The 24,061-nt window shown below is 64.7% G+C and carries 24 protein-coding genes and 1 tRNA gene; 8 read left to right on the top strand and 17 right to left on the bottom strand.

What is annotated here, in order from left to right:
- Nucleotides 1–153 precede the first annotated feature (153 nt).
- From uvrA to B0E48_RS05065, 4 genes are all read left to right on the top strand, one after another.
- The gene (gene uvrA / locus B0E48_RS05080) at nt 154–3,093 is read left to right on the top strand and encodes an excinuclease ABC subunit UvrA (protein ID WP_077516476.1); all 2,940 of its coding nucleotides are present in this window, start codon (nt 154–156) and stop codon (nt 3,091–3,093) included.
- The gene (locus B0E48_RS05075) at nt 3,090–3,587 is read left to right on the top strand and encodes a thioesterase family protein (protein WP_077516474.1); all 498 of its coding nucleotides are present in this window, start codon (nt 3,090–3,092) and stop codon (nt 3,585–3,587) included. The genes uvrA and B0E48_RS05075 overlap by 4 nt, the downstream gene beginning before the upstream one ends.
- Nucleotides 3,588–3,678: 91 nt before the next feature.
- Nucleotides 3,679–5,148 carry a DUF4139 domain-containing protein gene (locus B0E48_RS05070; protein ID WP_077516472.1) on the top strand — a complete coding sequence of 490 codons (1,470 nt, stop codon included), beginning with the start codon at nt 3,679–3,681 and terminating at the stop codon, nt 5,146–5,148.
- A 22-nt stretch (nt 5,149–5,170) separates the two neighbouring features.
- On the top strand, nt 5,171–5,929 hold the full coding sequence (locus B0E48_RS05065; RefSeq protein ID WP_077516470.1) for an enoyl-CoA hydratase/isomerase family protein: 759 nt from the start codon (nt 5,171–5,173) through the stop codon (nt 5,927–5,929).
- A 111-nt stretch (nt 5,930–6,040) separates the two neighbouring features.
- On the opposite strand, the gene B0E48_RS05060 is transcribed toward B0E48_RS05065, so the two are convergent.
- From B0E48_RS05060 to B0E48_RS05050, 4 genes are all read right to left on the bottom strand, one after another.
- The gene (locus B0E48_RS05060) at nt 6,041–6,892 is read right to left on the bottom strand and encodes a sulfurtransferase (RefSeq protein ID WP_077516468.1); all 852 of its coding nucleotides are present in this window, start codon (nt 6,890–6,892) and stop codon (nt 6,041–6,043) included.
- Nucleotides 6,889–7,482, bottom strand: coding sequence for a CoA pyrophosphatase (locus B0E48_RS05055; protein ID WP_343124593.1), 594 nt, complete (start codon nt 7,480–7,482; stop codon nt 6,889–6,891). Before B0E48_RS05055 ends, B0E48_RS05060 begins: the two co-directional genes overlap by 4 nt.
- Nucleotides 7,482–7,673, bottom strand: coding sequence for a DUF1289 domain-containing protein (locus B0E48_RS18165; protein WP_139350148.1), 192 nt, complete (start codon nt 7,671–7,673; stop codon nt 7,482–7,484). The genes B0E48_RS05055 and B0E48_RS18165 overlap by 1 nt, the downstream gene beginning before the upstream one ends.
- A gap of 82 nt (nt 7,674–7,755) precedes the next feature.
- Complete coding sequence (locus B0E48_RS05050; RefSeq protein ID WP_254423845.1) at nt 7,756–8,481, bottom strand: FKBP-type peptidyl-prolyl cis-trans isomerase; 726 nt, start codon at nt 8,479–8,481, stop codon at nt 7,756–7,758.
- Between the two features lie 166 nt (nt 8,482–8,647).
- On the opposite strand from B0E48_RS05050, the gene B0E48_RS05045 reads away from it, so the two are divergent.
- Nucleotides 8,648–9,430, top strand: coding sequence for an enoyl-CoA hydratase-related protein (locus B0E48_RS05045; protein ID WP_077516464.1), 783 nt, complete (start codon nt 8,648–8,650; stop codon nt 9,428–9,430).
- 17 nt (nt 9,431–9,447) lie between these two features.
- Here the strand turns inward: B0E48_RS05045 and B0E48_RS05040 are convergent, their stop codons facing one another.
- The 6 genes from B0E48_RS05040 to B0E48_RS05015 form a co-directional block, all read right to left on the bottom strand.
- A complete protein-coding gene (locus B0E48_RS05040; protein WP_077516462.1) occupies nt 9,448–9,828 on the bottom strand; it encodes a VOC family protein in 381 nt (126 codons plus the stop codon).
- A gap of 23 nt (nt 9,829–9,851) precedes the next feature.
- Nucleotides 9,852–10,772 (bottom strand): DUF1684 domain-containing protein, encoded by a 921-nt coding sequence (locus B0E48_RS05035; RefSeq protein ID WP_077516460.1) that lies wholly within the window; start codon nt 10,770–10,772, stop codon nt 9,852–9,854.
- A 70-nt stretch (nt 10,773–10,842) separates the two neighbouring features.
- A complete protein-coding gene (gene mutL / locus B0E48_RS05030; protein WP_077516458.1) occupies nt 10,843–12,657 on the bottom strand; it encodes a DNA mismatch repair endonuclease MutL in 1,815 nt (604 codons plus the stop codon).
- A gap of 60 nt (nt 12,658–12,717) precedes the next feature.
- Nucleotides 12,718–14,274, bottom strand: a complete 1,557-nt coding sequence (locus B0E48_RS05025; protein WP_077516456.1) for an N-acetylmuramoyl-L-alanine amidase — start codon at nt 14,272–14,274, stop codon at nt 12,718–12,720.
- Nucleotides 14,275–14,457: 183 nt separating this feature from the next.
- A complete protein-coding gene (tsaE, locus tag B0E48_RS05020; protein ID WP_174566710.1) occupies nt 14,458–14,931 on the bottom strand; it encodes a tRNA (adenosine(37)-N6)-threonylcarbamoyltransferase complex ATPase subunit type 1 TsaE in 474 nt (157 codons plus the stop codon).
- Entirely contained in the window at nt 14,924–16,417 is a 1,494-nt protein-coding gene (locus tag B0E48_RS05015) for an NAD(P)H-hydrate dehydratase (RefSeq protein WP_077516452.1), read from the bottom strand. Before B0E48_RS05015 ends, tsaE begins: the two co-directional genes overlap by 8 nt.
- A gap of 15 nt (nt 16,418–16,432) precedes the next feature.
- Between B0E48_RS05015 and queG the strand changes: the two genes are divergently transcribed.
- A complete protein-coding gene (gene queG, locus B0E48_RS05010) occupies nt 16,433–17,530 on the top strand; it encodes a tRNA epoxyqueuosine(34) reductase QueG (RefSeq protein ID WP_077516450.1) in 1,098 nt (365 codons plus the stop codon).
- Between the two features lie 49 nt (nt 17,531–17,579).
- On the opposite strand, the gene panD is transcribed toward queG, so the two are convergent.
- The 5 genes from panD to pcnB form a co-directional block, all read right to left on the bottom strand.
- A complete protein-coding gene (gene panD / locus B0E48_RS05005; RefSeq protein WP_077516998.1) occupies nt 17,580–17,966 on the bottom strand; it encodes an aspartate 1-decarboxylase in 387 nt (128 codons plus the stop codon).
- Nucleotides 17,967–18,064: 98 nt separating this feature from the next.
- Nucleotides 18,065–18,910: a pantoate--beta-alanine ligase gene (panC, locus tag B0E48_RS05000; protein ID WP_077516448.1), complete on the bottom strand. Its 846-nt coding sequence runs from the start codon at nt 18,908–18,910 to the stop codon at nt 18,065–18,067.
- 18 nt (nt 18,911–18,928) lie between these two features.
- A complete protein-coding gene (panB, locus tag B0E48_RS04995; protein WP_077516446.1) occupies nt 18,929–19,759 on the bottom strand; it encodes a 3-methyl-2-oxobutanoate hydroxymethyltransferase in 831 nt (276 codons plus the stop codon).
- 54 nt (nt 19,760–19,813) lie between these two features.
- Entirely contained in the window at nt 19,814–20,293 is a 480-nt protein-coding gene (gene folK / locus B0E48_RS04990) for a 2-amino-4-hydroxy-6-hydroxymethyldihydropteridine diphosphokinase (protein WP_077516444.1), read from the bottom strand.
- Nucleotides 20,290–21,645 carry a polynucleotide adenylyltransferase PcnB gene (pcnB, locus tag B0E48_RS04985; protein ID WP_077516442.1) on the bottom strand — a complete coding sequence of 452 codons (1,356 nt, stop codon included), beginning with the start codon at nt 21,643–21,645 and terminating at the stop codon, nt 20,290–20,292. Before pcnB ends, folK begins: the two co-directional genes overlap by 4 nt.
- A 170-nt stretch (nt 21,646–21,815) precedes the next feature.
- Between pcnB and B0E48_RS04980 the strand changes: the two genes are divergently transcribed.
- Nucleotides 21,816–21,891 (top strand) — tRNA-Glu (locus B0E48_RS04980).
- Nucleotides 21,892–22,045: 154 nt separating this feature from the next.
- Complete coding sequence (gene fdxA, locus B0E48_RS04975) at nt 22,046–22,369, top strand: ferredoxin FdxA (protein WP_077442435.1); 324 nt, start codon at nt 22,046–22,048, stop codon at nt 22,367–22,369.
- 69 nt (nt 22,370–22,438) lie between these two features.
- Here the strand turns inward: fdxA and B0E48_RS04970 are convergent, their stop codons facing one another.
- Nucleotides 22,439–23,032: a hypothetical protein gene (locus B0E48_RS04970; protein WP_077516440.1), complete on the bottom strand. Its 594-nt coding sequence runs from the start codon at nt 23,030–23,032 to the stop codon at nt 22,439–22,441.
- Between the two features lie 34 nt (nt 23,033–23,066).
- On the bottom strand, nt 23,067–23,963 hold the full coding sequence (gene dapA / locus B0E48_RS04965) for a 4-hydroxy-tetrahydrodipicolinate synthase (RefSeq protein WP_077516439.1): 897 nt from the start codon (nt 23,961–23,963) through the stop codon (nt 23,067–23,069).
- Nucleotides 23,964–24,061: the final 98 nt, after the last annotated feature.

The raw sequence follows: 24,061 nt of genomic DNA, 5'->3' as shown, positions 1-24,061 counted from the left end.
CCTCCAGACGATGCCGCAACAGGCGGCAAACGCGCATTTAGCCATAGCCATCGCAGCAAGGGAAACCGCTCATCCACTGATCCGGCCGATTTGTTTCAATGAACTAACGAAACTCCTTGGTATAGTAAAGGTTCTCCCCCATATCTCGGCGCAATGGACACCATACGCATCCGCGGCGCACGCACGCACAATCTCAAGAACATCGACCTCGACCTGCCTCGCGACAAGCTGATCGTGATCACCGGCCTGTCCGGCTCCGGCAAGTCCTCGCTGGCGTTCGACACGATCTATGCCGAGGGACAGCGACGCTATGTCGAGTCGCTGTCGGCCTACGCGCGGCAGTTCCTGTCGATGATGGAAAAGCCCGACGTCGACCATATCGAAGGCCTGTCGCCGGCGATCTCGATCGAGCAGAAATCCACCTCGCACAACCCGCGCTCCACCGTGGGCACGATCACCGAGGTCTACGACTACCTGCGCCTGCTATATGCCCGCGTCGGCACGCCGCGTTGCCCGGACCACGGCATTCCGCTGGAGGCACAGACGGTCAGCCAGATGGTCGACGCCACGCTTGCGCTGGACCCGGAGAAGCGCTTCATGCTGCTGGCGCCGGTGATCCGCGAACGCAAGGGCGAACACATGCAGGTGTTCGACCAGTTGCGTGCGCAGGGCTTCGTGCGTGCCCGCGTCGACGGCACCGTGTTCGATCTCGACGCGGTGCCGCCGTTGACCTTGCGCCAGAAGCACACCATCGAGGTGGTGATCGACCGCTTCCGCCCACGTGACGATATCAAGCAGCGGCTGGCCGAATCGTTCGAGACCGCGTTGCGGCTCGGCGACGGGCTGGTGATCGTGGTCAACATGGACGATGCGAAAGCGCCGGAGCAATTGCTGTCCTCGCGCTATTCCTGCCCGGTCTGCGACTACTCGCTGCCGGAGCTGGAGCCGCGCCTGTTCTCGTTCAACTCGCCGGTCGGCGCCTGCCCGTCCTGCGATGGTCTGGGCGTAACCCAGGTATTCGACGCCACGCGCGTGGTCGGCCATCCCGAACTGCCGTTGTCCAACGGCGCCGTGCGCGGCTGGGATCGGCGCAATGCGCACTACTTCCAGCTGATCCTGTCACTGGCAGCGCACTACGGCTTCGACGTGGACACACCGTGGCAAAAGCTTCCGGCAGACATCCAGAAGGCCGTGCTGTACGGCAGCGGCAAGGACAAGATCGCGTTCCGCTACATCACCGAGCGCGGCGGCAAGGTCACCCGCGAGCATGCGTTCGAGGGCATCCTGCCGAACCTGGAGCGGCGCTACAAGGAAACCGAATCGCCCGCAGTGCGCGAGGAGCTGGCGAAATACATCAGCGATCAGCCTTGCCCGGCCTGCGAAGGCCAGCGATTGAATCGCTCGGCACGCAATGTGTTCGTCGCCGATCATGCACTGCCATCGCTGACCCACCGCTCGATCGACGATGCACTGGCGTTTTTCGCCGATCTCAAGCTGGCCGGCTGGCGCGGCGAGATCGCGGTGAAGATCGTCAAGGAAATCCGTGAACGGCTGACCTTCCTCAACGATGTGGGCCTGAACTACCTCACTCTGGATCGGCAGGCGGACAGCCTCTCCGGCGGTGAAGCGCAGCGCATCCGCCTCGCCTCGCAGATCGGCGCCGGCCTGGTCGGCGTGATGTACGTGCTGGACGAACCCTCGATCGGCTTGCATCAGCGCGACAACGAACGCCTGCTCGGCACGCTCACGCGTCTGCGTGATCTCGGCAACACGGTGATCGTGGTCGAGCACGACGAGGACGCGATCCGCATGGCCGACCACGTGCTCGACATCGGTCCCGGTGCCGGCGTGCACGGTGGCGAGATCGTGGCGCAGGGCACCGTGCAGGACATGCTCGATTCGCCGCGTTCGGTCACCGGCCAGTTCCTGTCCGGCGCGCGCGCGATCGAAGTGCCGGCCGTGCGCCGTCAGCCTGCCGACGCCGATGCGTGGCTGCATCTGAAAGGCGCCAGTGGCAACAACCTGAAGAATGTCGACCTGGCGATTCCGGCTGGCCTGTTCACCTGCATCACCGGCGTCTCCGGTTCCGGCAAGTCGACCCTGATCAACGACACCTTGTTCCGCCTCGCCGCCACCGAATTGAATGGCGCCGGCACGCAGCCGGCCGCGTACAAATCGGTGGCAGGCATGGAGCTGTTCGACAAGGTGGTCGATATCGACCAGTCGCCGATCGGCCGCACGCCGCGCTCCAACCCTGCCACCTACACCGGCCTGTTCACCCCGCTGCGCGAAATGTTCGCGCAGGTGCCGGAAGCGCGTTCGCGCGGCTATACGCCGGGCCGCTTCAGCTTCAACGTGCGCGGCGGTCGCTGCGAGGCCTGCGAAGGCGACGGCATGATCAAGGTGGAGATGCATTTCCTGCCGGACGTCTACGTGCCCTGCGACGTCTGCCACGGCAAGCGCTACAACCGCGAGACGCTGGAAATTCTTTACAAGGGCCACACGATTGCCGACGTGCTCGGCATGACGGTGGAAGATGCGCTGAAGCTGTTCGAGAACGTGCCGACCATCGCGCGCAAGCTCGACACCTTGCGCGCCGTGGGCCTCGATTACATCAAGCTCGGTCAGAGCGCGACCACGCTGTCCGGTGGCGAGGCGCAACGCGTGAAGCTGTCCAAGGAGCTGTCCAAGCGCGACACCGGCCGCACCCTGTACATCCTCGACGAACCCACCACCGGCCTGCACTTCCACGACATCGAGCAGCTGCTCGACGTGCTGCATCAGCTGGTCGATCAAGGCAACACCGTGGTGGTGATCGAGCACAACCTCGACGTGATCAAGACTGCCGACTGGGTCGTCGACCTCGGTCCCGAAGGTGGCGCCGGTGGCGGTCGCATCCTGGTCGCCGGCACCCCGGAAGCCGTGGCGGCCAGCGTCGAATCGCATACCGGCCATTTCCTGGCGCCGCACCTGAAACCGGCCAAGCCGAAAAAGCCCGGCACTCCCAAGCGCGTCAAGGCTGCCACCAAGCACATCGCCTCGGCCGACAAGTACAAGCCGATGCGCGGGAGCGGGAAGAAGAAAAGCTCATGAGTCCACGCAAGTCCACCACGCAGGCCAAGCCGACTGATGCCACGGTAGCGAACGATGCCACCGGGGCCGAGCCGAAAGCCAACAGCGATACTCCGTTGTACGTCGCATCGCTCGGCGTGCGCTGGCGTGACCTCGACGCGTTCAACCACGTCAACAATTCCAACTTCCTCACCTATCTGGAAGAGGCGCGGCTGCAGTGGTTGCAGAACGTGCGCGACTGGTTCAGCGAGGAGTCGATGCCCGTGCTGGCCGCCAGCGAACTGCAGTACCGGCGCCCGATCGAATGGCCCGCTTCCTTGCACATCGAGTTGCGCTGCACCCGGTTGGGCAACAGCTCGATGACGATCGCCCATCGCATCGTCGATGCCGACGACGCGAACCGCTTGTACAGCGATGGCCACGTGGTGATGGTGTGGATGAACCCGGCCACCGGCAAACCGGTGTCACTGCCTGCAACGATCCGCGCGGCGGCCGCAGTTCACCCGGGCGGCTGAGCGTCACTCAGCACAGAGTGACCGACTCGACGCACGGCATGCACACGCCGTCGCTATGATGGTGATCCGGTCTCACGATGGAATTCGCCCGATGACGACAGCACATCGCACCGCCCTCACCCTCGCCGCCGCTTGTGTTGTCGCCCTGGCCGGCGCCACGGCGCATGCCGCCGACACCACCTCGCTCACCCTGTACCGTAGCGACAGTGCTGCGCTGTACGCCAGCAACGGCGGTGGCAATGTCGATGATGGCTATGCGGTAGTGCGCGAACAGCGTGCGCTGACCCTGGCCGCGGGCACGCACGACGTGGTGATCGGCGACCTGCCCGGCTTCATCGATCCCGAAGCGCTGGCCCTGGGATTTCCTGGCGGCGATGCCAAGGTGATCTCGCAACGATTGCTGCTGGCGCAGGGAGCGAGCGCGGCGTTGACCGGATTGACTGGTCACACCGTGGACGTTCTCGGCGCCGGCGGCCTGTCGCTGGCCAGCGGCACCATGCTGCGGGCGGGTGATGGCCTGCTGGTGCGCGATAACAACGGCAACACCACCCTGGTCAGCAACTATGCGGCCGTGCGCACCAGCGGCGCGAATTTTCCGACCGGCGCCAGCCTGAGCCTGCGGGTGGATGCCGCACGCGCAGGCCAGACCAAGGCCGTACTCAGCTATCCCACCTCCGGCCTCGGCTGGCGCGCCGCCTATGTGGCGACGCTGCAATCAGGCGCAACCTGTCGCATGCAGTTCGAATCGCGCGCCAGCATCGCCAACCGCAGCGGCCGTGACTGGCGCGATGCGCAGCTGACCCTGATTGCGGGTGAGCCGAATATGGCCAAGGAATCAGCGCCACGTCCGATGATGGCGATGGCGCGCGGCTTCAACGCCAAGGCGGCGAGTGCCGACATGCCGCAACAGGACAGCGTCGGTGACTACCGCAGCTACACGCTGCCCGCTGCGGTCGACCTGCCCGACAGCAGTGTCAGCCAGGTGCCGCTGTACGCGAGCCGCGCGCTGGATTGCGAGCGCACCGCACTGTACGAGAACGGCAACAGCTATCAGCCGCAGCAGCCGATCCTGAGCCAGGATTTCAGCCAGGGCGGCGGCAGCACGATCATCAGCACCCTGAAGCTGAAGGCGTTCGACAGCCTGCCGGCCGGCTATCTGCGCGTACTCACCGCCGACCGCAACGGCACACCGCAGTTCATCGGCGAAGGCCGCATCAACGACACTCCGAAAGGCAGCGACGCCACGATCACGCTGGGTACCGCATTCGATCTGCGTGCCGAGCGGACGCGTACCAGCTTCAACGCGGACAAGACCGGCCGCACCATGGACGAAGCGTTCCGTATCAACCTCAGCAACGCAGGCGACAATCCGCGCATAGTGACCATACGCGAACATCCCTCGCGCTGGAGGCAGTGGACGCTGACTTCCTCCAGTAGCAAGCCCAGCCAGCAGACACCGGATACGCTGGAGTTCCGTGTCGAGGTGCCGGCCAACGGCAACGCCACGTTGGACTATGCCGTGCGCTACAGCTGGACCGACGCCGACCATCCCCAACCGTAAATCATCCGAGCCGGAGTTCCCCATGCTCAACATCACCAACCACGACAACGGCATCCGCGAGATCCAGCTGGCCCGACCGCCGGTCAACGCGCTGAATCTGGAGCTGCTGCGCTCGCTGCATGCCGCCATCGATGACAGCGTGCGCGAAGGTGTCCGTGGCATCGTGCTGTCCGGCGCGCAGGGCCTGTTCTCCGCCGGCGTCGACGTACCGGCCCTGCTCGGCCGCGACCGCGCCGGCGTGCTGGAGTACTGGCATGAGTTTTTCGCGTTGTGTGGCGCCTTGGCCCGAGCACCGATTCCGCTGGTGGCGGCGATCACCGGCCACAGCCCGGCCGGCGGCGCGGTGCTGGCGCTGTTCTGCGACTACCGGGTGATGGCGGAAGGCCCGTACCGGATCGGCCTGAACGAGGTGCAGGTGGGACTGATCGTACCCGAGGCTATCCAGCTGGCACTGCGCCGGGTGGTCGGCACCTATCGCGCCGAACGACTACTGGTCTCCGGCGCCATGATCGACTCTGCCACGGCGCTGGCCTGTGGTTTTGTCGACGAACTCACCGGCGTCGACCAGGTCACCACGCGCGCGCTGCGCTGGCTGGGCGAACTGTTGGCGTTACCGTCACACGCGATGCTCGCCACCCGGACTCTGGCCCGCGCCGATCTCGCCGAAGCCTATGCCAATCTCGATGCGCTGCCGCTGGACGACTTCGTCGAGGCGTTCTTCCACCCACAGACGCAGGCAGTACTGCAGCAGCTGGTGGCTCGACTCAAGAGCAAAGGCTGAGACGCCTATAAGGAGCGGCTTCAGCCGCGATGCTTTTCATGCCATGCGAAGAGCTATCGCGGCTGAAGCCGCTCCTACGATCGCAGGGAGTCCCCGTGGGACAGAAAGGCGTCAGCTTTTCGCCACCGGCCGTGCCGGATCGCTGACCCAGCCACTCCACGACGGCGCGTACAGCCGCGAGCCGTGCAACCCCGCATACTCCATCGCCAGCAGGTTGTGGCAGGCGGTGACACCGGAACCGCACATATGCACCACCTGTGACGGTGCAACTGCGCCCAGCACCGCGTCGAACTCGTCGCGCAGTTGCGCTATCGGCTTGAAGCGGCCATCGCTACGCAGGTTGTCGGCAAACGGCCGGTTCAATGCACCGGGTACGTGACCACCTATCCGATCCAGTGGTTCGACATCGCCGCGATAACGTGCCGCCGCACGGGCATCCAGCAGCTGGCCGGCGGCACCATCCCGCAGCGCGGCATGATCGAGCAGCAGCTGGTTCGCGTCATAGCGCAGGGACACCTTGCTGGCCGGTCGCGCCACCGGCTGGCCGGTCTCGACCGGCAGCCCCGCCGCCAGCCACGCGGCATAGCCGCCATCGAGCACGGCAACCTGACGTACGCCTACCAGCCGCAGCAGCCACCACAGCCGCGCCGCGGCCAGCGCGCCGCCGGCCGTGTCATAGCTCACCACCTGCATGCCTGTGCGCCAGCCCCAGCTCGACAGCAGCGCGTTGAATGCCGGCTCCAGTGGCAGCGGGTGCCGACCCAGTCCTTCGGCTTGACGCGACAGATCGGACAGGTCGCGATCGAGGCTGGCATAAAGCGCGCCGGGGATATGCCCCTCCAGATAGTCGCGTGCACCTTTGCCGGGTTCGACCAGATCGAAACGGCAATCGACGATCAGCACGTCGTCCGGTGCCAGCGCCGCGAGGCTCGCGGCATCGATGAGCGTGGTGTGCAGGGTCATGCGTAGCCCATTCTCTGCAGCAGGTTGAACAGCATCGCGGCGGTGGCGCCCCAGATGCGATGACCGCCGTGAAGGAACTCCACCATCGGCCTTTGATGGCCGCGGAACTCCATCGTATAGCGGCGCAGGTTCGCCGGTTCCAGGAAGAACGTGATTGGCACCTCGAACACTTCGGCCACCTCGCCCGGTGCCGGATACAACGCGGCTTCGGCGGCGATCCGCGCCACCACCGGCGTGATGCAATAGCCACTGATCGTCTCGAAGCAATCCAGATAACCCAGCGGCGTCACCAAGGCGCGATCGAGGCCGATCTCCTCCTCGCTCTCGCGCAAGGCAGTGATCACTGCATCACCGCCATCGGCGGGATCGCAACGACCACCTGGAAACGCCACCTGGCCGGCGTGCGTCTGCAGATTGTCCGTGCGCACGGTCAACACCAGCCGTGGCTGCACGCCTTCGCGAAAACCGAGTAACACGGCAGCCGGTTGACGCTGCGTGCTGCCGAGCAGCTCGCTCATGTCCGCGTGGTTCCAGCCCGGCGCCGTCGGCGGTGCCGACAGCGGGCGCAACGCCTTGATCAGCGCCTCCATCACGGCAGTTCGCGCGTGGGCAGGATCACCTGCATGACGTAGCGCCGCTCGGCGTCGCTCATCACACGCCAGCGACCGATTTCATCGCCGGTGCGCTGGCAGCCCACGCAATAGCCACGCTCATCCAGCCGGCAAATGCCGATACAGGGGGTTAGCGGGGGGATTTCGGCGGAGCGTGGATCGTTCGGCATGCGTGGTCATGTTACCACCGGCATGCATCAGAGCCTGCTCAAAGCCCCCGGATACCCCGCGCTGGGGGCTTTGAACAGGCTCTCAGGGCCTGACTGGATCAGCCTTGATCTCGAGCAACTGGATATCGAACACCAGCGCCTCGTTCGGTCCGATCCGCGGCAACGCGCCTTCTTCGCCATAAGCCAGTTGCGGCGGAATCACCACCTTCCAGCGATCGCCCACATGCATGCGTGGGATCACATCGCGCCAGCCCGGAATGACTCCATTCACCGGGAAACTCACCGGAGCTCCGCGCGCCCAGGTGCTGTCGAATTCGGTGCCATCCACCAACATGCCGCGATAGTTCACCGTCACCATGCTGGTCACGGTCGGACTGACCGTGCCGGAACCCTTGCTCAGCACCGCGTACTGGATGCCCGAAGGCAGTTGCACCACGCCCGACTGCTGCCGGTTGTGTGCCATGAAGTCGGCACTCTTGCGCGCGTTGGCGTCAGCGATCCGCTTGAATTCGGCCAGCGCATTGGCATGCATCTGCCGCTCGAGGCTGCGCAGCTGCTGATGCATTTCCAGCATCGGCACCGTGGGATTTCGCTTCGCGTAGGCATCCTGGATCGCGCGCATCAGGACAGCAACATCCACATCCGGCCGACCATCGGCAAACTGGCTGCCAATCTGGTAACCAATCGCGTATGACAGCTTGTTCTTGTCCAGCTTCACCGGCGCATCGGCCGCCGGCGCGCGATTCTGTGCGTGCACGACGCCGACCAGCAGCAGCATGCCGAGCAGAGCGCAACGCAGATGTGTCATGCCTATCTCCATCGAGCCCTTCCCTATCGCGACTGTCGATCCAGACGGTCCATCCTAAGCGGTTCGCCGGATTCGTGCAGCGGTAGCGCACGTGGCTTGAGAAACCCGCCAGCGGCAAAGGTTCCCGCTGCTACCATCGCGTCCTTGCATCCATTGGGAGCCGTTCATGGCCTATCGCAACCTGGAAACCAGCAACCGTGGCGCCGTGCGCACCATTACGGTCAACCGTCCCGACAAGCTCAATGCGCTGAACCGCGACACCCTCAACGAGCTGACCCTCGCTTTCGCGCAGGCCGCGCAGGACGATGCCGTACGAGTCGTCGTGCTGGCCGGCGCCGGCGAGAAGGCCTTCGTCGCTGGCGCCGACATCGCCGAGATGAACGGTTACACGCCGGTGCAGGCGCAAGGCTTCTCACGCACAGGCCAGCGCCTGATGAGTTCTATCGAGCGGCTCGGCAAGCCGGTGATCGCACGCATCCAGGGCTTCGCCCTCGGCGGCGGCATGGAACTGGCGATGGCTTGCCATCTGCGCGTGGCCAGCGAAAAGGCCAAGTTCGGCCAGCCGGAAATCAACCTCGGCCTGATCCCCGGCTTTGGCGGCACCCAGCGCCTGCTGCGCTTGGCCGGTCGCGGTGCGGCGCTGGAACTGTGCCTCACCGGTGCCGTGATCAATGCACAACGTGCGTACGAATTGGGTGTCGTCACCCGCGTGGTCACAGCAGAGGCGCTGGACGAGGCCGTGAACACCCTGGCCGACCAGCTCGCTGCCGCCGCGCCACTGGCCGCGGCTGGCATCCTCGATGCGGTGCTGCAGGGCGGCGAGACTTCGATCGATCAGGGCCTGGAATTCGAGACGCAGGGCTTTGCGCTGGCGTTCTCCACCGAGGACATGCGCGAGGGCACCACGGCATTTCTGCAGAAGCGCAAGGCCGAGTTCAGGGGATATTGAGTCATGCCGGCAGATTGCTACACAGGCGGATTGAACACGGCTTCGATGCGATAGCCGTCAGGATCAATAACGAAGGCCGCAAAGTAATGCGGCCCGTAATTTGGCCGCAGGCCCGGAGCGCCGTTGTCTTGCCCACCGTGGCGCAGCGCGGCTTCGTAAAAGCGCACAACCGATTCGCGATCCTGCGCGGCAAAGGCCAGATGAAAACCCGGGCCCGGGACAACCACACTGTCGCCCCGCAGCTTGATCGCAAGCTTGTCACCGCCGCCAGGGACACCGTAGCCGACCGCAGTGTCATCGGCCCACACACGCACATAGCCCAGCGCATCGAGCGAAGCATCGTAGAAAGCGGCTGAGCGCTGGAGATCAACGACGCCGAGAGAGAGGTGATGCAGCATCGGCCGATCCTGTGGATTGCTTGTCAATCATGGTCTCCGCGGTATTTCTTCTCGCCTGCCGTAATGCGCAGGTCAAGCCGGTTCTCCGGCGGCGCCAGCGGACAGGTGGCGAACGGCGTGAACGCACACGGCGGGTTGTAGGCCTCGTTGAAATCGAGGATCACCTTGCCGTCCTTCGGCAACGCCGCGTACAGGAAGCGCGCGGCACCATAGGTCTCCTTGCCCGAGGTACGATCGGCGATCACGAAGAACAGCTCGCCACCCGGCTCCTCCTGGTACGGCAGCAGCTCATAGGTGTGGCCATCGTGCTGGAACACCGCCTTGCCCGGCACGTCGACCTTGTCGATCGTGCCGATCACCGAGCCGATCTCCAGCTTGTGCGGCGGGTCGAACGGCACCCAGGTCGCCACGATGTGCCAGGACGGATCGATCGGAAAATAATCGATGCCGAGAAAATTCTTGCGGGTGGCCGCATCGCTGTCCTTCACCCGCAGCGCCTTGCGACCGTCGCGATCGATCACGTAGAAGTTTGCCGCGCCGAAACTCACCAGAGTCGGCGACGCGTCACCGGTAACGTGCGCATCATCGACCAGCGCTGCTTCGGTCACCGCCTTGCCGTCAATCGTGGCTGCACTGTCCCTGGCCAGCGCGATATGCAAGGCGCCATCCTTCGCCAGCGTCACCGTGCCGAGATGTGCCGGCCCCGCCTTCAGCACGATGTCGTTGTCGGCCGCACTGCCAATACGGTTGTCACCCTCTTTCAGCCATTCCAGCCCGATCAGGCTCAGCCAGCCATCCGCCGCGGTAAGCCGCTGCAACCGGCCACTGCGCCATTGCTGGATCTGCTGTTCGTAGGTCGCCACGGGGGCGGTAACAGGTGTTTCGGCGTGCACGGCTACAACTCCAAAAAACAGGGCAACGGCAACAATGGCATGACGCAACATGGGCAGCGATCCGCGCAAGGCAGGAACCCCGAGTATGGCCGTCCGTTTGCACACAGGGCAAGTCGCGTGCTCAGCGACCACGCATGAACAGTTTGTCGAGTTCGGCCACGCTCAGCTGAATCCAGGTGGGTCGGCCGTGGTTGCATTGCCCGGAGCGTTCAGTGACTTCCATCTCGCGCAACAAGGCATTCATTTCAGGGATCGTCAGGCGCCGCCCGGCACGCACCGAACCGTGGCAGGCCATGGTCGAGAGCAGCTCGTTCTCCAGCTCCTGCAGGCGACGCGAACTGCCGTGCTGAGCCAGCTCGGACAGCACGTCGCGGCTGAGCTGACCGACATCCGCGCCTTCCAGCAGCGCCGGAATCCGTCGCACCACGATCGTCGCCGGACCACTGCGCGACATCTCCAGGCCCCAGTCGGCCAGCGCCTCGGCATGTTCCTCGGCCGCAGCAGCCTCCTTCGCACTGACCGCGATACTGAGCGGCACCAGCAGCATCTGCGAACGCAGATTGCTGCAGGCACGACCGGATTTCAGTTTCTCGTAAGTGATCCGCTCATGCGCCGCATGCATGTCCACCAGCACTAGGCCGTGCGCATTCTCGGCCAGCACGAAGATGCTCTTCAATTGGGCGATCGCAAAACCGAGCGGCGGCGTTTCGCCCTCCTCTGTCGCCGGCATCGGCACCTGCGCGCCCGATGATTCCGGCGACCCGCCGAGCAACGCCGCGTACCCGGCCAGCGGTGCATCACGCACGCCCAGGCTCAACCGGCTCTGACTCAACTGGTCCGGCCATGCCGATGCACTGGACGACGCGGATGACGGCACCGCGTACGACTCGTGCGAAGCGGACACCAGTTCGGTCGTCGGCAACGTACTCAAGCCTGCGCGCGTCTGTGCCAGTGCCTCGTGCAGGGTGCGGAACAGGAAGTCGTGCACCAGCCGCTGCTCGCGGAAACGCACTTCGTGCTTGGCCGGATGCACGTTCACGTCCACACCAGCCGGATCGAGTTCCAGATACAACACGAATGCAGCGTGCCGGCCATGGAACAACACGTCCGCATAAGCCTGACGCACCGCATGGGCAACGATGCGATCACGCACCAGCCGGCCATTGACGTAAAAATACTGCGAGTCGGCCTGTGCGCGCGAAGCGGTCGGCAAACCGACCCAGCCAGACAGATGCAGGCCGGCCATGGCGTGATCGATGCGCAGGCTCTGCGCTGGAAATTCCTCGCCCAGCACCTCGGCCACCCGTTGCAGCTCGGCCTGCTCGTTGCGGGCGGCCTTCCATACGCGCACCGGTTTGCCGTTGTGGCTGAGCCGGAACTCCACCGATCCACGCGCCAGTGCCAGCGATTTCAGCAGGTCGTCGATATGCGCGAATTCGGTGCGCTCGGCACGCATGAACTTCCGGCGCGCCGGTACGTTGTAGAACAGGTCGCGTACCTCCACGCTGGTGCCCTGCGGATGCTGCGCCGGGCGCGCTGCCTGCAACTTGCCGCTGTCGACCTCGATGCGGAACGCGGCATCCTGCCCGCGTGTCCGCGAGGTCAGCGCGAAGCGCGACACCGACGACACCGAGGCCAGCGCCTCGCCACGGAAGCCCATGCTGGCGACGTGTTCCAGGTCGTCGAAGCTGCCGATCTTGCTGGTCGCGTGCGAGGCCACAGCCAATGGCAGCTCGTCGACATGGATGCCGTCGCCATCGTCGCGCACGCGGATCAAGCGCGCTCCGCCGGCCTCGATATCCACCTCGATACGGCTGGCGCCGGCGTCGAGGCTGTTCTCGACCAGCTCCTTCACTACCGAGGACGGCCGTTCGATGACCTCGCCGGCGGCGATCTGGTTGATGAGTTCTGGGGGCAATACGCGGATCACAGTCATCCGCGAACTTTAGCAGCGAACGCGGATCGGGCCGCCGCTGGATAATGACGACGGGCGCGATCAGCCCGTCGGTATGGTCAAGACAGTACCGGCATGTACCGTGTCGGTATTCAGCTGGTTGGCATTCTTCAACGCACCGATACTGATGCCGTACTGGCGCGCGATGCTGCGCAGGCTTTCACCCTGCCCCACCCGATGCAGATCGCGCACACCCGCATCCGCGGGTGGCGAGGCATTGCTGGTCAGCGCGGTACCGACCGGCTTTGCAGCCATGCCGCTGTCGTCGCCATCCGGCCTGTTCGATGCCAGCTGGGTGCCGTTGCGGCGCGCTGCCTGCGCCGCAAACCAGGTGCCCGGTGGTGGTGTCGATTCGAAATAATTCTTCACGCCGCCCATCACGGCCTCGGCAAGCTGATTCTGATGCGCCGGATCGCGCAGTCTGCGTTCCTCGTCCGGATTGCTGATGAACGCGGTCTCGACCAGGATCGACGGGACGTCCGGCGAGCGCAGCACCACGAAATTGGCACGCTCGACATAACCACGATGGGTCGGGCCGAGCTGGCCCAGCGCCCTGAGCACGTTGCCGGCCACCACTTCACTGGCCTGCATCGCCCAGCCCTGCTGCAGATCCAGCAGCACCTTGGCCAGCCCGTCGTCCTTATCATCCAGCGTGGTGCCGCCGATCAGGTCGGCGCGGTTTTCGCGGTCGGCCAGCCAGCGTGCCGCCTCATTGGTCTTGCCGCGGGGCGACAGCACCCACACCGACGAACCCTTGGCGTCATCGCTGGTGAAGGAGTCCGCATGGATCGCCACGAACAGGTCGGCATTGTTCTCACGCGCAATCTCATAGCGACGCTTGAGGTCGATGAAATAGTCACCGTCGCGCGTCAGCACGGCCTTCATGCCCGGCTGGCGATTGATCTGGGCGGCCAGATCACGCGCCACAGCCAGCGTCACATTCTTTTCCAGCGTGCCACCGGGGCCATGCGCACCCTGATCCTTGCCGCCGTGACCGGCATCGATCGCGATGATCACATTGCGCTGACCGTTCAGCAGGGCCGCCGCCTGCTCGGTCGCCGCGCGGCTGCTGTGCGAGGAGCTGCCGCGTCGTTGCGGCAGCACGACCGCTGAGCTGGCCGAAACCATCGGCGCGACGGCCGGCTCCACCAATTTCGCGGGGGCCTCGGGCTGCGTGGTGGCGATGGACGTGGCGGTGTTGCCACCGTCCGGATAAAAATCGAGCACCAGCCGGTAATCCGTGCCGCTGGTCGGCTTCAGCACGAAGCTCTTCAGGCGACTGCCCGGAACCACCTTTGCGGTCAACTGGAGCCGATCACCGATACGGGCATGACTCATGCCGCGGAACAGTCCCTGCGCGACAGGGTCGGAAAAAGCGCCAGTGGCCTGGCTGTCAGGCAGGTCCACCACGATCTGGCCGTCAGTCTGGCTAATCGTGTATTGCAGGGGGCCGGAGGCATCCAGCACGACGCGGGTGTAGTCGGGGCCAGCCCAGACGCGCGCATGCTGCAAATCGGCGGCCTGCACCGCACAAAGTGGCAGCGCCGCCAGCACCGCGGCGATGACAAAACCACCCAAGTTGTTCAGGTTACCCCTCATGCGCCGCATTGAAGCGCAGTCAACTGGTGATTGCAAGAGTATTTTCCCTTCAATATCCATAACCTGCAGATCATTCATCAAGCTACATCAAGTTATCGACCGCAAGCCACGCATTTCGAACAGATCCTGACCCGAATCAGCTGAGCGACAATTTCTCCCGGAGGAATCGACACTTAAGCCTGCTCAGGGCAGGCGCGAAAGCAACTGCTCGCCTCGTGCCGTGAAGGCGCGCAGCCGCGCGTGGCGGCCGTGTCCGGCGTAATCCAGATGCACAGCCAGATCGGCGGCCGGCAATGCGCCAGCACCGCGCTCAGGCCACTCCACCAATACCACAGCCGCCGGATCGGCCAGCGCATCCAGTCCCAGCCACTCCAGTTCACCCGGGTCGGCAATCCGGTACAGATCGAGATGCCAGGCGGGTCGCTCCGCGGCGATGTAGCCCTCGATCAGGCTGTAGGTAGGACTCTTGATGCGCTCGCCCACGCCCAGCGCGGTCAGCAGGGCTCGCGCGAAACTGGTCTTGCCGGCGCCGAGCGGGCCATGCAGATAGAGCACCAGGCCATTGTCCAGCGCACTCGCCACTCGCTTACCCAGCACAGCGGTAGCCGTCTCGTCAGGCAACGACCACTGCCGCTCGAAATCAAAACGCTCAGCCATGCACATGCCCCGCCAAGCCGTTGCCAAGCGTACGCAGCGGCGCCAGCAGGTCACTCGCCAGCAGCCCGCGCTCGCCATGCTGCGCGGCCAGATCGCCGGCGCGCGCGTGCAGACCCACCCCTAGGCACGCGGCCTGCCACGCCGTGCAGCCCTGCGCCAGCAATGCCGCGACGATGCCGGTGAGCAGATCACCCATGCCACCCGACGCCATGCCGGGGTTGCCCCACGGACAGACGTCCAGACGTCCATTCGGATCGGCGATCAGGCTGCCCGAACCTTTCAGCACCACGATGGCGGCATAGCAGCGCGCCAGTTCGCGTACCGCAGCAAAGCGGTCCCGTTCGACATCTGCCGTTGACACACCCAGCAAGCGAGCCGCCTCGCCCGGGTGCGGAGTCAGCACGGTCGGCACGCTGAACGTGCACGGCTTGTGCGCCAGCAGGTTCAGACCATCGGCATCGAGTACCAGCGGCTTGTCTGCATTCAGCGCGGCCTGCCACAGTGCGTGAGCCCAATCGCCCTGCCCCAGGCCCGGTCCGAGTGCCAGGACACTGGCGCGCCCAAGCAACGGTATCAGCGACGGCACTCCCTCGACCGCGTGCACCATCAATTCCTGGCGCGTGGCATTCAAGGCCAGCACGTGTTCGGCCCGCGTTGCCACGCTGACCAGTCCAGCGCCGGCGCGCAAGGCGGACTCGCCAGCCAGACACGCCGCACCGGCCATGCCGTGATCCCCACCGATCACCAGCACATGACCGTTCGAGCCCTTGTTGGCGTAGCGGGCACGCGGCGGTAGCGCATCGGCGATCAACAGCTGGGCATCGGGTTGAACGCGCGCGCAGATGCTCTCGGGCACGCCCAGGCTGGCCAGTTCCAGCTCGCCAACCTGATCCGCCGCGCGTCCCGTGTGCAGCCCACGCTTGCCGACGATAAACGTCACGGTGACATCCGCGCGGATCGCCGCCCCGGGGCAGTGCCCACTGTCGGCATTCAGCCCGGTAGGTATATCCAGTGCCAGCACCGGCTTGCCGCTCGCATGGATGCCATCGATCAAACGTGCCGCGGACGGCTCGGGCGCACGATTGAGACCAAGGCCATACAACGCGTCCACAAACACGTCTGCCATCGGCAACCGGCTTTCCGCATCCCACAGACGCACCTGGCCACCAGCAACCTCCCATTCGCCTCGTGCCAGCGCCGCGTCGCCGTGCGCTGTCGCGTTCAGCGCCACCAGCTCGACCTGCAATCCGGCTTCACGCGCCAGCACACCGAGCAGGAAACCGTCGCCACCGTTGTTGCCGGGCCCGCAACAGATGCCGATACGGCGAGCCTGCGGCCAGTGTCGACGCAGGCTGGCGAGCGCCGCACTGGCGGCACGACGCATCAGATCGTGACCGGAGATGCCCATGGTGGCGAGCGCCGCGCGCTCCATCTCACGCACCTGTTCGACGGTGTAGAGCGCGCTGCGATGGGGATGGGCTGACATACGCGAATTATAGGCATGGCCCGCATCTACAATAGACAGATGTCCACGACCGATGTCCGCACCGCTCCCGATTACGCCGCGCTGGCCGGCGACATCAAGCGCTGGGCCGTCGAACTGGGCTTCGCCGAGGCCGGCATCAGCGGCACCGATCTGGGCGAGGACGAAGCGCATCTGCAGCGCTGGCTCGAGCATGGCCATCACGGCGAGATGGAATACATGGCCCGCCACGGCACCCGGCGCAGCCGCCCGGCCGAACTGGAGCCGGGCACACAACGCGTCATCTCGGTACGCATGGATTACATCCCGCCGGGCACCGCGAACGCGTGGGACGTGCTGGCGGACGGCGAGGCCGGCTACGTGTCGCGCTATGCGCTGGGCCGCGATTACCACAAGCTGATGCGCAACCGCCTGCAGAAGCTGGCCGAGTGTATCCACACCGTGGTCGGCGACTTCGGCTATCGCGCTTACGTGGATTCCGCGCCGGTGCTGGAGAAGGCTCTGGCGCGCAACGCGGGGCTGGGCTGGATCGGCAAGCACACCGTGCTGATCAATCGCCACGCCGGTTCGTATTTCTTTCTAGGCGAGCTGTATACCGATCTGCCGTTGCCGATCGACACACCGGCCAGCGCGCACTGCGGCAGTTGCAGCCGCTGCATCGAGATCTGTCCGACTCAGGCGATTCTCGGACCGTACCGGCTGGATGCAAAACGCTGCATTTCCTATCTCACGATCGAACTCAAGGGCAGCATTCCGGAAGATCTGCGCACGCCAATCGGCAACCGCATCTTCGGCTGCGACGACTGTCAGCTGATCTGTCCGTGGAACAAGTTCGCACAGGACACCAGCGAGCCCGACTTCGCCCCGCGCCACAGCCTCGACGGCGCGAAGCTGGTCGAACTGTTTGCCTGGAGCGAGGACGAGTTCCTCAAACGTACCGAGGGCATGGCGATCCGCCGCACCGGTTACGAAGGCTGGTTGCGCAATATCGCGGTGGCGCTGGGCAATGCACCCTCGTCTGCCGAGGTGACAGGCGCGTTGCAGTCCCGTCAGGGACACGCCTCCGACGTGGTGCGCGAGCATGTGCAGTGGGCGCTGGACAGACATCGAAGCTGATGCGGCCGCGATGAATCAGGCGCCACGACTACGGCTCAGCAGAACCCGATCAGACAGCTGCCATCTGCTTGGGAATCGAGCGGTTGGTGTGCGAGATGCGATTGTTGGCATCAGCGTAGACCAGCGTCGGCTGGAACTGTTTTAGCTCCGCCTCCGACAGCTGCGCAAAAGCGGCGATGATGATCAGGTCGCCCGGCTTCGCCCGATGCGCGGCACTGCCGTTCACCGAGATGATGCCGGAGCCTTCTTCGGCACGCAGCGCATAGGTGACGAAGCGCTTGCCGTTGTTGATGTTCCAGGCGTGGATCTGCTCGTACTCGCGGATACCCGAGGCATCCAGCAGCACGCCGTCGATCGCGATCGAGCCTTCGTAGTGCAGCTCGGCATGGGTCACCGTCGCGCGGTGGATCTTGGCCTTGAGCATGTTCAGGTGCATGACGTTCTTTCCGGCAGGGACGCTGCGAAGCTGGGCATTATCGAACCGTTGACGCTGCATCGCAACATCGGCGGTTTCGGTCACGATATGCGGGCCGCTCAGTCGAACAGCAAGTTGTCGATCAGACGGGTCTGGCCCAGGCGTGCCGCAATCAGGGCGATCAGGCCGTCACGCTGGCCTTCGGCCGGCTCGGCCAGGTCCTCGGCGCGGCGGATCACCGCGTAATCGGGTACGAAACCGGCACGCATCAGGCGTGCCGCGGCGACCTGCTCCAGCGCACGCCATGCATGGCCCTTGCCCAGCAACTCACGCATTTTCAGCAAGGTATCGTGGATCAGCGGCGCGCGTGCACGCTCCTCGGCGGACAGGTACTGGTTGCGCGAGCTCAGCGCCAGCCCATCATCGGCACGCAGGGTGGGTGCGGCCATCACCTTCACCGGCAGCGACAGATCCCGCACCATCCGTTCGATCACCTTCAGCTGCTGGAAGTCCTTCTGCCCGAACACGGCCAGATCCGGCTGCACCAGGTTGAACAGCTTGCAAACCACGGTGGCGACACCGTCGAAATGTCCGGGCCGATGCGCGCCTTCCAGCGTCTCGGTGATCTGCGGCACGCGCAGGCTGACACTGTGTTCTGCACCAAACGGATAGATCGTGGCCACGTCCGGTGCAAACAGCAGGTCGCAATCCTGCTCGGTCAAGGCTGTCTGATCCTGCAGCAAGGTGCGCGGATAACGTTCGAAATCCTCGTTCGGACCGAACTGGGTGGGATTGACGAACACGCTGGCGACCACCCGGTCGGTACGCGCCCGCGCCAGCTTGATCAGCGATTGATGACCCGCATGCAGGTTGCCCATGGTCGGCACGAAGCCCACCGTCTGACCCTTGGTGCGCCAGCCGCGAATCGCGGCGCGCAGGGCGGGTGCATCCTGGACGGTTTGCATGGTGCGGTGACTCGCTGATCAGTTGAAACAATGTTCGGGCGCGGGAAACGCACCGTTGCGCACATCCTCGGCATAGGCAGCGATCGCCGCTGCCACCGAATCGCGCCCAGCCAGAAAATCCTTGCTGAACTTCGGTCGCTTGCCCGGCGTGATGCCGAGCATGTCATGGATCACCAGCACCTGTCCGTCGCAATCCGGGCCGGCACCGATGCCGATGACGGGAATGTTCACCGCAGCGGTCACCCGCTCGCCCAGACTGCTCGGCACACCTTCGAGTACCAGCAGATCCGCACCGGCTGCCTGCACCGCCAGCGCCTCGGCCAGCACGTGATCGGCGGCTGTCTGTTCGCGACCCTGGATGCGGAAGCCACCGAACTTGTGCACCGACTGCGGCGTCAGCCCAAGATGCGCGCAGACCGGTATCGCGCGTGCGGTCAGGGCGGCAATCGCCTCGAGGATATGCGGCGCCGCACCTTCGATCTTCACCATCGCCGCACCGGCTTCGCCGACCAGCCGCGCACCAGCTTCCAGTGCATGCGCTACATCGCGATCGGCCATGAACGGCATGTCTGCGACCAGCAGGGTCGACGACAGTCCACGGGCCACTGCGGCGGTGTGATAGACCATGTGATCGAGCGTCACCGGCAGCGTGCTGGCATGGCCCTGCACCACCATGCCGAGCGAATCGCCGACCAGCGCAACGTCAACGCCAGCCGCCTCCAGCTGCCAGGCAAAGCTGGCGTCATAGGCGGTGAGCATGACAATGCGCCGCCCCTGCGCCTTCATCGCACGCAGGCCCGGCACGGTCACCGGCTTGCGTTCGGGGGTACTGGCGTTTTGCACGTACACGGCAATTCCTGGGTAGTTGCAGGCACCGATTATCCGGCGCGCCACGAGAAGGGCTCAAGGCAATTTTTCACAACCGGCAAGATCGAGCTGCGCCAGCAGTTCCGCCACCGTGCCCTGTCCAGGCAGCCGCAGCGTCGGCGCAAGATCATGCAACGGCAGCAGCACGAATGCACGTTCAGTCATGCGCGGGTGCGGCAGGGTCAAACGGGCATCGTCGAGTTGCACACCCTCGACATGCAGCAGGTCCAGATCCAGTGTGCGCGGTCCGTTGCGTTCGGCACGCACGCGGCCGGCGCGCTGCTCGATCTCCAACAGCCCATCAAGCAACGCATGCGGCGACAGCGAAGTATCCACCAGTACCGCGGCATTGACGAACGGCGGTTGTTCCAGCATGCCCCATGGCGGCGTGCGGTACAGCGGCGAACACTGCAACAGACGGGTATCCGGCAGGTTCGCCAATGCATTCATGGCGTCAAGCAACTGCTGCTTCGGATCACCCAGATTGCTGCCCAGCGCGATATAGGCCAGCGTCACACGGAACCCGATTTGTCGCCAGGTCTGCGTCGACGCCGGCGTGGACGCGGCGGCTTGCCAGCTACCGGCACGGGAATATGGTCGCTCGCGCTGCCGCCGCCTGCCGGCAGCGCAGCAGCCAGCACTTCCTGCGGCAACTGTTGTGCATGTGCCCACCACTGGCCAAGCTCGTGCATCGCCGGCGATTCGGCCGCGCGCAGCAGCAGGAAATCGAACGCGGCGCGAAAACGCGGATGCGTCATCAGGCGGAATACGCGCTTGCGCTGCACCTGCTCGAAGCGTGGCTGCAGCGACCAGATCTCCTCCATGGTGAAGGTGAACCGGCGCGGGATTGCCACCCGCTGGCATTGCTCGCCGACCACCTGGGCGGCGGCGCGTGCCCACGCCTCGTTGCTGTCCTGGCCCCGCGCGATCCAGTGGTGCGCTACATCGCGCACCTCACCCCACAGCAGTACCGCAAACAGGAACGCCGGGGTGACCGACTTGCCTTCGGTGACCCGCGCATCGGTATTGGCCAGACCTTGCTCGACCAGCGAACGCAGCGCCTCGTCACCACGCTTGAGTGCCCGCGCCGTCACCGGAAACAGGAATTTCAGCAGGCCGCACTGTTCCAGCATGCGGAAACTCTTCAAGCCGTTGCCGCTGAGGAACATCTTCAGCGATTCGTCGAACAGCCGCGCCGGCGCCGCCTCTGCCAGCAACGGCCCGAGGCTCTCGAACGGCGCCATCGCCGCTGCATCGATGCGCATGTCGAGCTTGGCCGCCAGCCGCGCGGCACGCAGCATGCGTACCGGATCCTCGCGATAGCGGGTGACCGGATCGCCGATCAGGCGCAATGCACGATCTTCGAGATCCTGCATGCCGCCGACGTAGTCGCGCACCGAGAAATCGCTGATGTCGTAATACAGCGCGTTGACGCGGAAGTCGCGGCGTATCGCGTCCTCCTCGATGGTGCCCCAGATATTGTCGCGCACGATGCGGCCGTCGACGATGTGGCGATCGCCCTCGCCGCCCTCCTCGCCGAGACCGCGGAACGTCGCCACTTCGATGATTTCCGGCCCGAACACCACATGGGCCAGACGGAAGCGACGGCCGATCAGGCGGCAGTTGCGAAACAGCTTCTTCACCTCATCCGGCGTCGCGTCGGTGGCGACGTCGAAGTCTTTCGGCTGCAGGCCCAGCAGCAGGTCGCGCACTGCGCCGCCGACCAGATAAGCCGCAAAGCCGGCCTCGTTCAGCCGATACAGCACCCGCAGCGCTGCCTTGCTGATGTTCTTGCGGGAAATGGTGTGCTGATCGCGCGGAATGATCCGCAGCGCTGGCGTGGGGTCGATCCTTGATTCGAGGTTCAAGCGGTCAGAATCCTTGTGCGGCGAAGCCGCCCTGGTGTTCAACGAGTTGCGCTGCCCGCTACTGCAGGTGCACGCACGGGCAGTATATGTTGCGGACGGCGAAAGCCGATGCGCGCCAGACATTGCCGGACGAAACAATTCCGTTATACTAGCGCGCCTCGCAGGATAACGCTCCCTTCGTCTAGTGGCCTAGGACACTGCCCTCTCAAGGCGGGAACACGAGTTCGAGTCTCGTAGGGAGCACCATTTTTATTTGTGCAATCTTCCATGATTGCCGTTGTCTGGAAAGGTCCCGACAACTCGCGCACCTTGGCTATTGGCCAGATCAGAAGCGGCCATCCATGGCCGCACTCTTCGCAAGAGCCTCCTCGACCGCCATCCATACGGCTGAATTGCTTCCATGACTTTCGTCGTCATCGACAACTGCATCAAGTGCAAATACACCGATTGCGTCGAGGTCTGCCCGGTCGATGCCTTCCATGAAGGCCCCAATTTTCTCGTGATCGATCCAGACGAGTGCATCGACTGCACCTTGTGCGAGCCGGAGTGCCCGATCAACGCGATCTACCCGGAAGACGATGTGCCGGCCGGCCAGGAAGCCTTTGTCGCGCTCAACGCGGAACTGGCGAAAGACTGGCCCGTGATCACCGAGCGCAAGGACAGCCCGGCTGACGCCAAGGACTGGGAAGGCAAGCCGGACAAGCTCAAACTATTGCAGCGCTGAATCCCGCGCCCTCTCCAAACAAGAACGCCGCCCTTGAGGCGGCGTTCTTGTTTGCGGGGTTTGGAGCGCTCAGTTGCCCAGACGCGACTTCAGCGTGTCGATCACCTTGGCCACGGCACCGGCATTGCCCTGCGCGCGGATCTCGCTGGCATTGGTGCCACTGTTGCCGATGCTGATCTGCACCGGATACGTGGAACCGGCCGATGCAGTGCTGGAATTGCTCTTGTCATGGCTGAACATGCGGCCGAAGAAGCCTTTCTTCTTTGGTTGCTTCGCGATGGCGCTCGGCACACTGAGCGTGTAGCCATGGGCAGCATCGTCATGGCCGGCCACCTGGCCCAGGCTGCCATCCTGCAATACCTCACCCACCTTGCGATAGGTATTGTCGACACTGTCGGCCACCACGAAACCATCGGCGATCTGGCCGTCGGCTCCGTTGAGACGGGCGACTGCTCCGTTCGAGGTCGGCTGGTTCGCACCCGCCGGCGGGATCGCCAGCGCATCGCTGGTCGAGGGCCGGTCCAGTGTCGGCGGAATCTCCAGTGGCGATTCCTGCTGGGCGGTGTCCCACGCCTTGTGCGAGCGGAACATGCCGCAGCCGGAAAGCAGCAGCCCGCTGAGGGCCACGGCCGACAAGGCCACGAGAAGTGAGGTTTTCTTCATGTAATGGGATTCCGTAAGTAAATCAGGCAACCGGTCAGCTGGCCGCAGTCGTCAAGGATGCCAGACTGGACAGCGCTTGGTGCAATCGGGCGCGATCCGGACCGTCGTTCAGTTCAACCAGGGGCAATCTCGGCAATGGCAGACCCAGCCCCAGCAATGGCAGGCCCGCCTTGACCGCGATCGGGTTAGGCGCGCAGTTGAGCGCCTCTACCAATGGCTCAAGTATCGCATGACACCGCGCCGTGGCAGCATGATCGCCGCCCACAGCCGCATCGCACAATGCCCGAAATGCCTGCGGCGCCAGGTTGGCCACCACCGAGATCGTACCGGCTGCACCTGCCAGCATGGCTTCGCCGGCACTGCCGTCGTCACCGGACAGATAGACGAAATCCGTGCGCACAAGTTCCGCCAGCGCCGAAATCCGTTCGCGATCGCCGCGCGCCTCCTTGATGCCGATGATCGCCGGGTGCTCGCGCAACCCGGCAACTGTCGACGGCAGCAGGTCGCAGCCGGTACGACCAGGCACGTTGTACAGCACCACCGGGAGGCCACCGCGTTCAGCCACTTCGAGAAAATGCCGGCGCAGGCCCTCCTGGGTCGGGCGCACGTAATACGGTGTCACCACCAGCGCCGCATCGGCCCCTAACGCCTTGGCCCGCTGGGTCAAGGTGACGGTCTTTGCGGTACCGGCTTCGCCGGTGCCGGCGAGCACCGGCACGCGGCCAGCCACGTGTTCGACTGCAAACGCCAGCAGCCGATCGAACTCGTCGTGCTCCAGCATGTGCGCCTCACCGGTGGAACCGGCGACTACCAGCGCCTGCGTGCCGCCGGCAAGCTGATGGTCGAGCAGTCGGCCGAATGCCGCCAAGTCAAGGGCACCGTCGGCCGCGAACGGGGTCACCAGCGCGCAGATGCTTCCACGAATGTTCAAGACTCGATTCCGCTACGGATCCAACCGCGCATGTTACTTGTCGCCTCAGGAGACGGGCAAGTAAGCTCGATCGGAGTAATCTCATCGTTTCCGCATCA

Origin of the sequence: Rhodanobacter sp. C03 (assembly GCF_002001175.1) — a bacterium.
Classification (GTDB): domain Bacteria; phylum Pseudomonadota; class Gammaproteobacteria; order Xanthomonadales; family Rhodanobacteraceae; genus Rhodanobacter.
Note: the sequence above shows the minus strand (reverse complement) of the source record. Positions and strands in the feature narration are given on the sequence as shown.

Excerpts from the sequence above, each read along its gene's own strand:
- uvrA (WP_077516476.1), top strand. The coding sequence starts at position 154 with ATGGACACCATACGCATCCGCGGCGCACGCACGCACAATCTCAAGAAC.
- B0E48_RS05075 (WP_077516474.1), top strand. The coding sequence starts at position 3,090 with ATGAGTCCACGCAAGTCCACCACGCAGGCCAAGCCGACTGATGCCACG.
- B0E48_RS05070 (WP_077516472.1), top strand. The coding sequence starts at position 3,679 with ATGACGACAGCACATCGCACCGCCCTCACCCTCGCCGCCGCTTGTGTT.
- B0E48_RS05065 (WP_077516470.1), top strand. The coding sequence starts at position 5,171 with ATGCTCAACATCACCAACCACGACAACGGCATCCGCGAGATCCAGCTG.
- B0E48_RS05060 (WP_077516468.1), bottom strand. The coding sequence starts at position 6,892 with ATGACCCTGCACACCACGCTCATCGATGCCGCGAGCCTCGCGGCGCTG.
- B0E48_RS05055 (WP_343124593.1), bottom strand. The coding sequence starts at position 7,482 with ATGGAGGCGCTGATCAAGGCGTTGCGCCCGCTGTCGGCACCGCCGACG.
- B0E48_RS18165 (WP_139350148.1), bottom strand. The coding sequence starts at position 7,673 with ATGCCGAACGATCCACGCTCCGCCGAAATCCCCCCGCTAACCCCCTGT.
- B0E48_RS05050 (WP_254423845.1), bottom strand. The coding sequence starts at position 8,481 with ATGACACATCTGCGTTGCGCTCTGCTCGGCATGCTGCTGCTGGTCGGC.
- B0E48_RS05045 (WP_077516464.1), top strand. The coding sequence starts at position 8,648 with ATGGCCTATCGCAACCTGGAAACCAGCAACCGTGGCGCCGTGCGCACC.
- B0E48_RS05040 (WP_077516462.1), bottom strand. The coding sequence starts at position 9,828 with ATGCTGCATCACCTCTCTCTCGGCGTCGTTGATCTCCAGCGCTCAGCC.
- B0E48_RS05035 (WP_077516460.1), bottom strand. The coding sequence starts at position 10,772 with ATGTTGCGTCATGCCATTGTTGCCGTTGCCCTGTTTTTTGGAGTTGTA.
- mutL (WP_077516458.1), bottom strand. The coding sequence starts at position 12,657 with ATGACTGTGATCCGCGTATTGCCCCCAGAACTCATCAACCAGATCGCC.
- B0E48_RS05025 (WP_077516456.1), bottom strand. The coding sequence starts at position 14,274 with ATGAGGGGTAACCTGAACAACTTGGGTGGTTTTGTCATCGCCGCGGTG.
- tsaE (WP_174566710.1), bottom strand. The coding sequence starts at position 14,931 with ATGGCTGAGCGTTTTGATTTCGAGCGGCAGTGGTCGTTGCCTGACGAG.
- B0E48_RS05015 (WP_077516452.1), bottom strand. The coding sequence starts at position 16,417 with ATGTCAGCCCATCCCCATCGCAGCGCGCTCTACACCGTCGAACAGGTG.
- queG (WP_077516450.1), top strand. The coding sequence starts at position 16,433 with ATGGCCCGCATCTACAATAGACAGATGTCCACGACCGATGTCCGCACC.
- panD (WP_077516998.1), bottom strand. The coding sequence starts at position 17,966 with ATGCACCTGAACATGCTCAAGGCCAAGATCCACCGCGCGACGGTGACC.
- panC (WP_077516448.1), bottom strand. The coding sequence starts at position 18,910 with ATGCAAACCGTCCAGGATGCACCCGCCCTGCGCGCCGCGATTCGCGGC.
- fdxA (WP_077442435.1), top strand. The coding sequence starts at position 22,046 with ATGACTTTCGTCGTCATCGACAACTGCATCAAGTGCAAATACACCGAT.
- B0E48_RS04970 (WP_077516440.1), bottom strand. The coding sequence starts at position 23,032 with ATGAAGAAAACCTCACTTCTCGTGGCCTTGTCGGCCGTGGCCCTCAGC.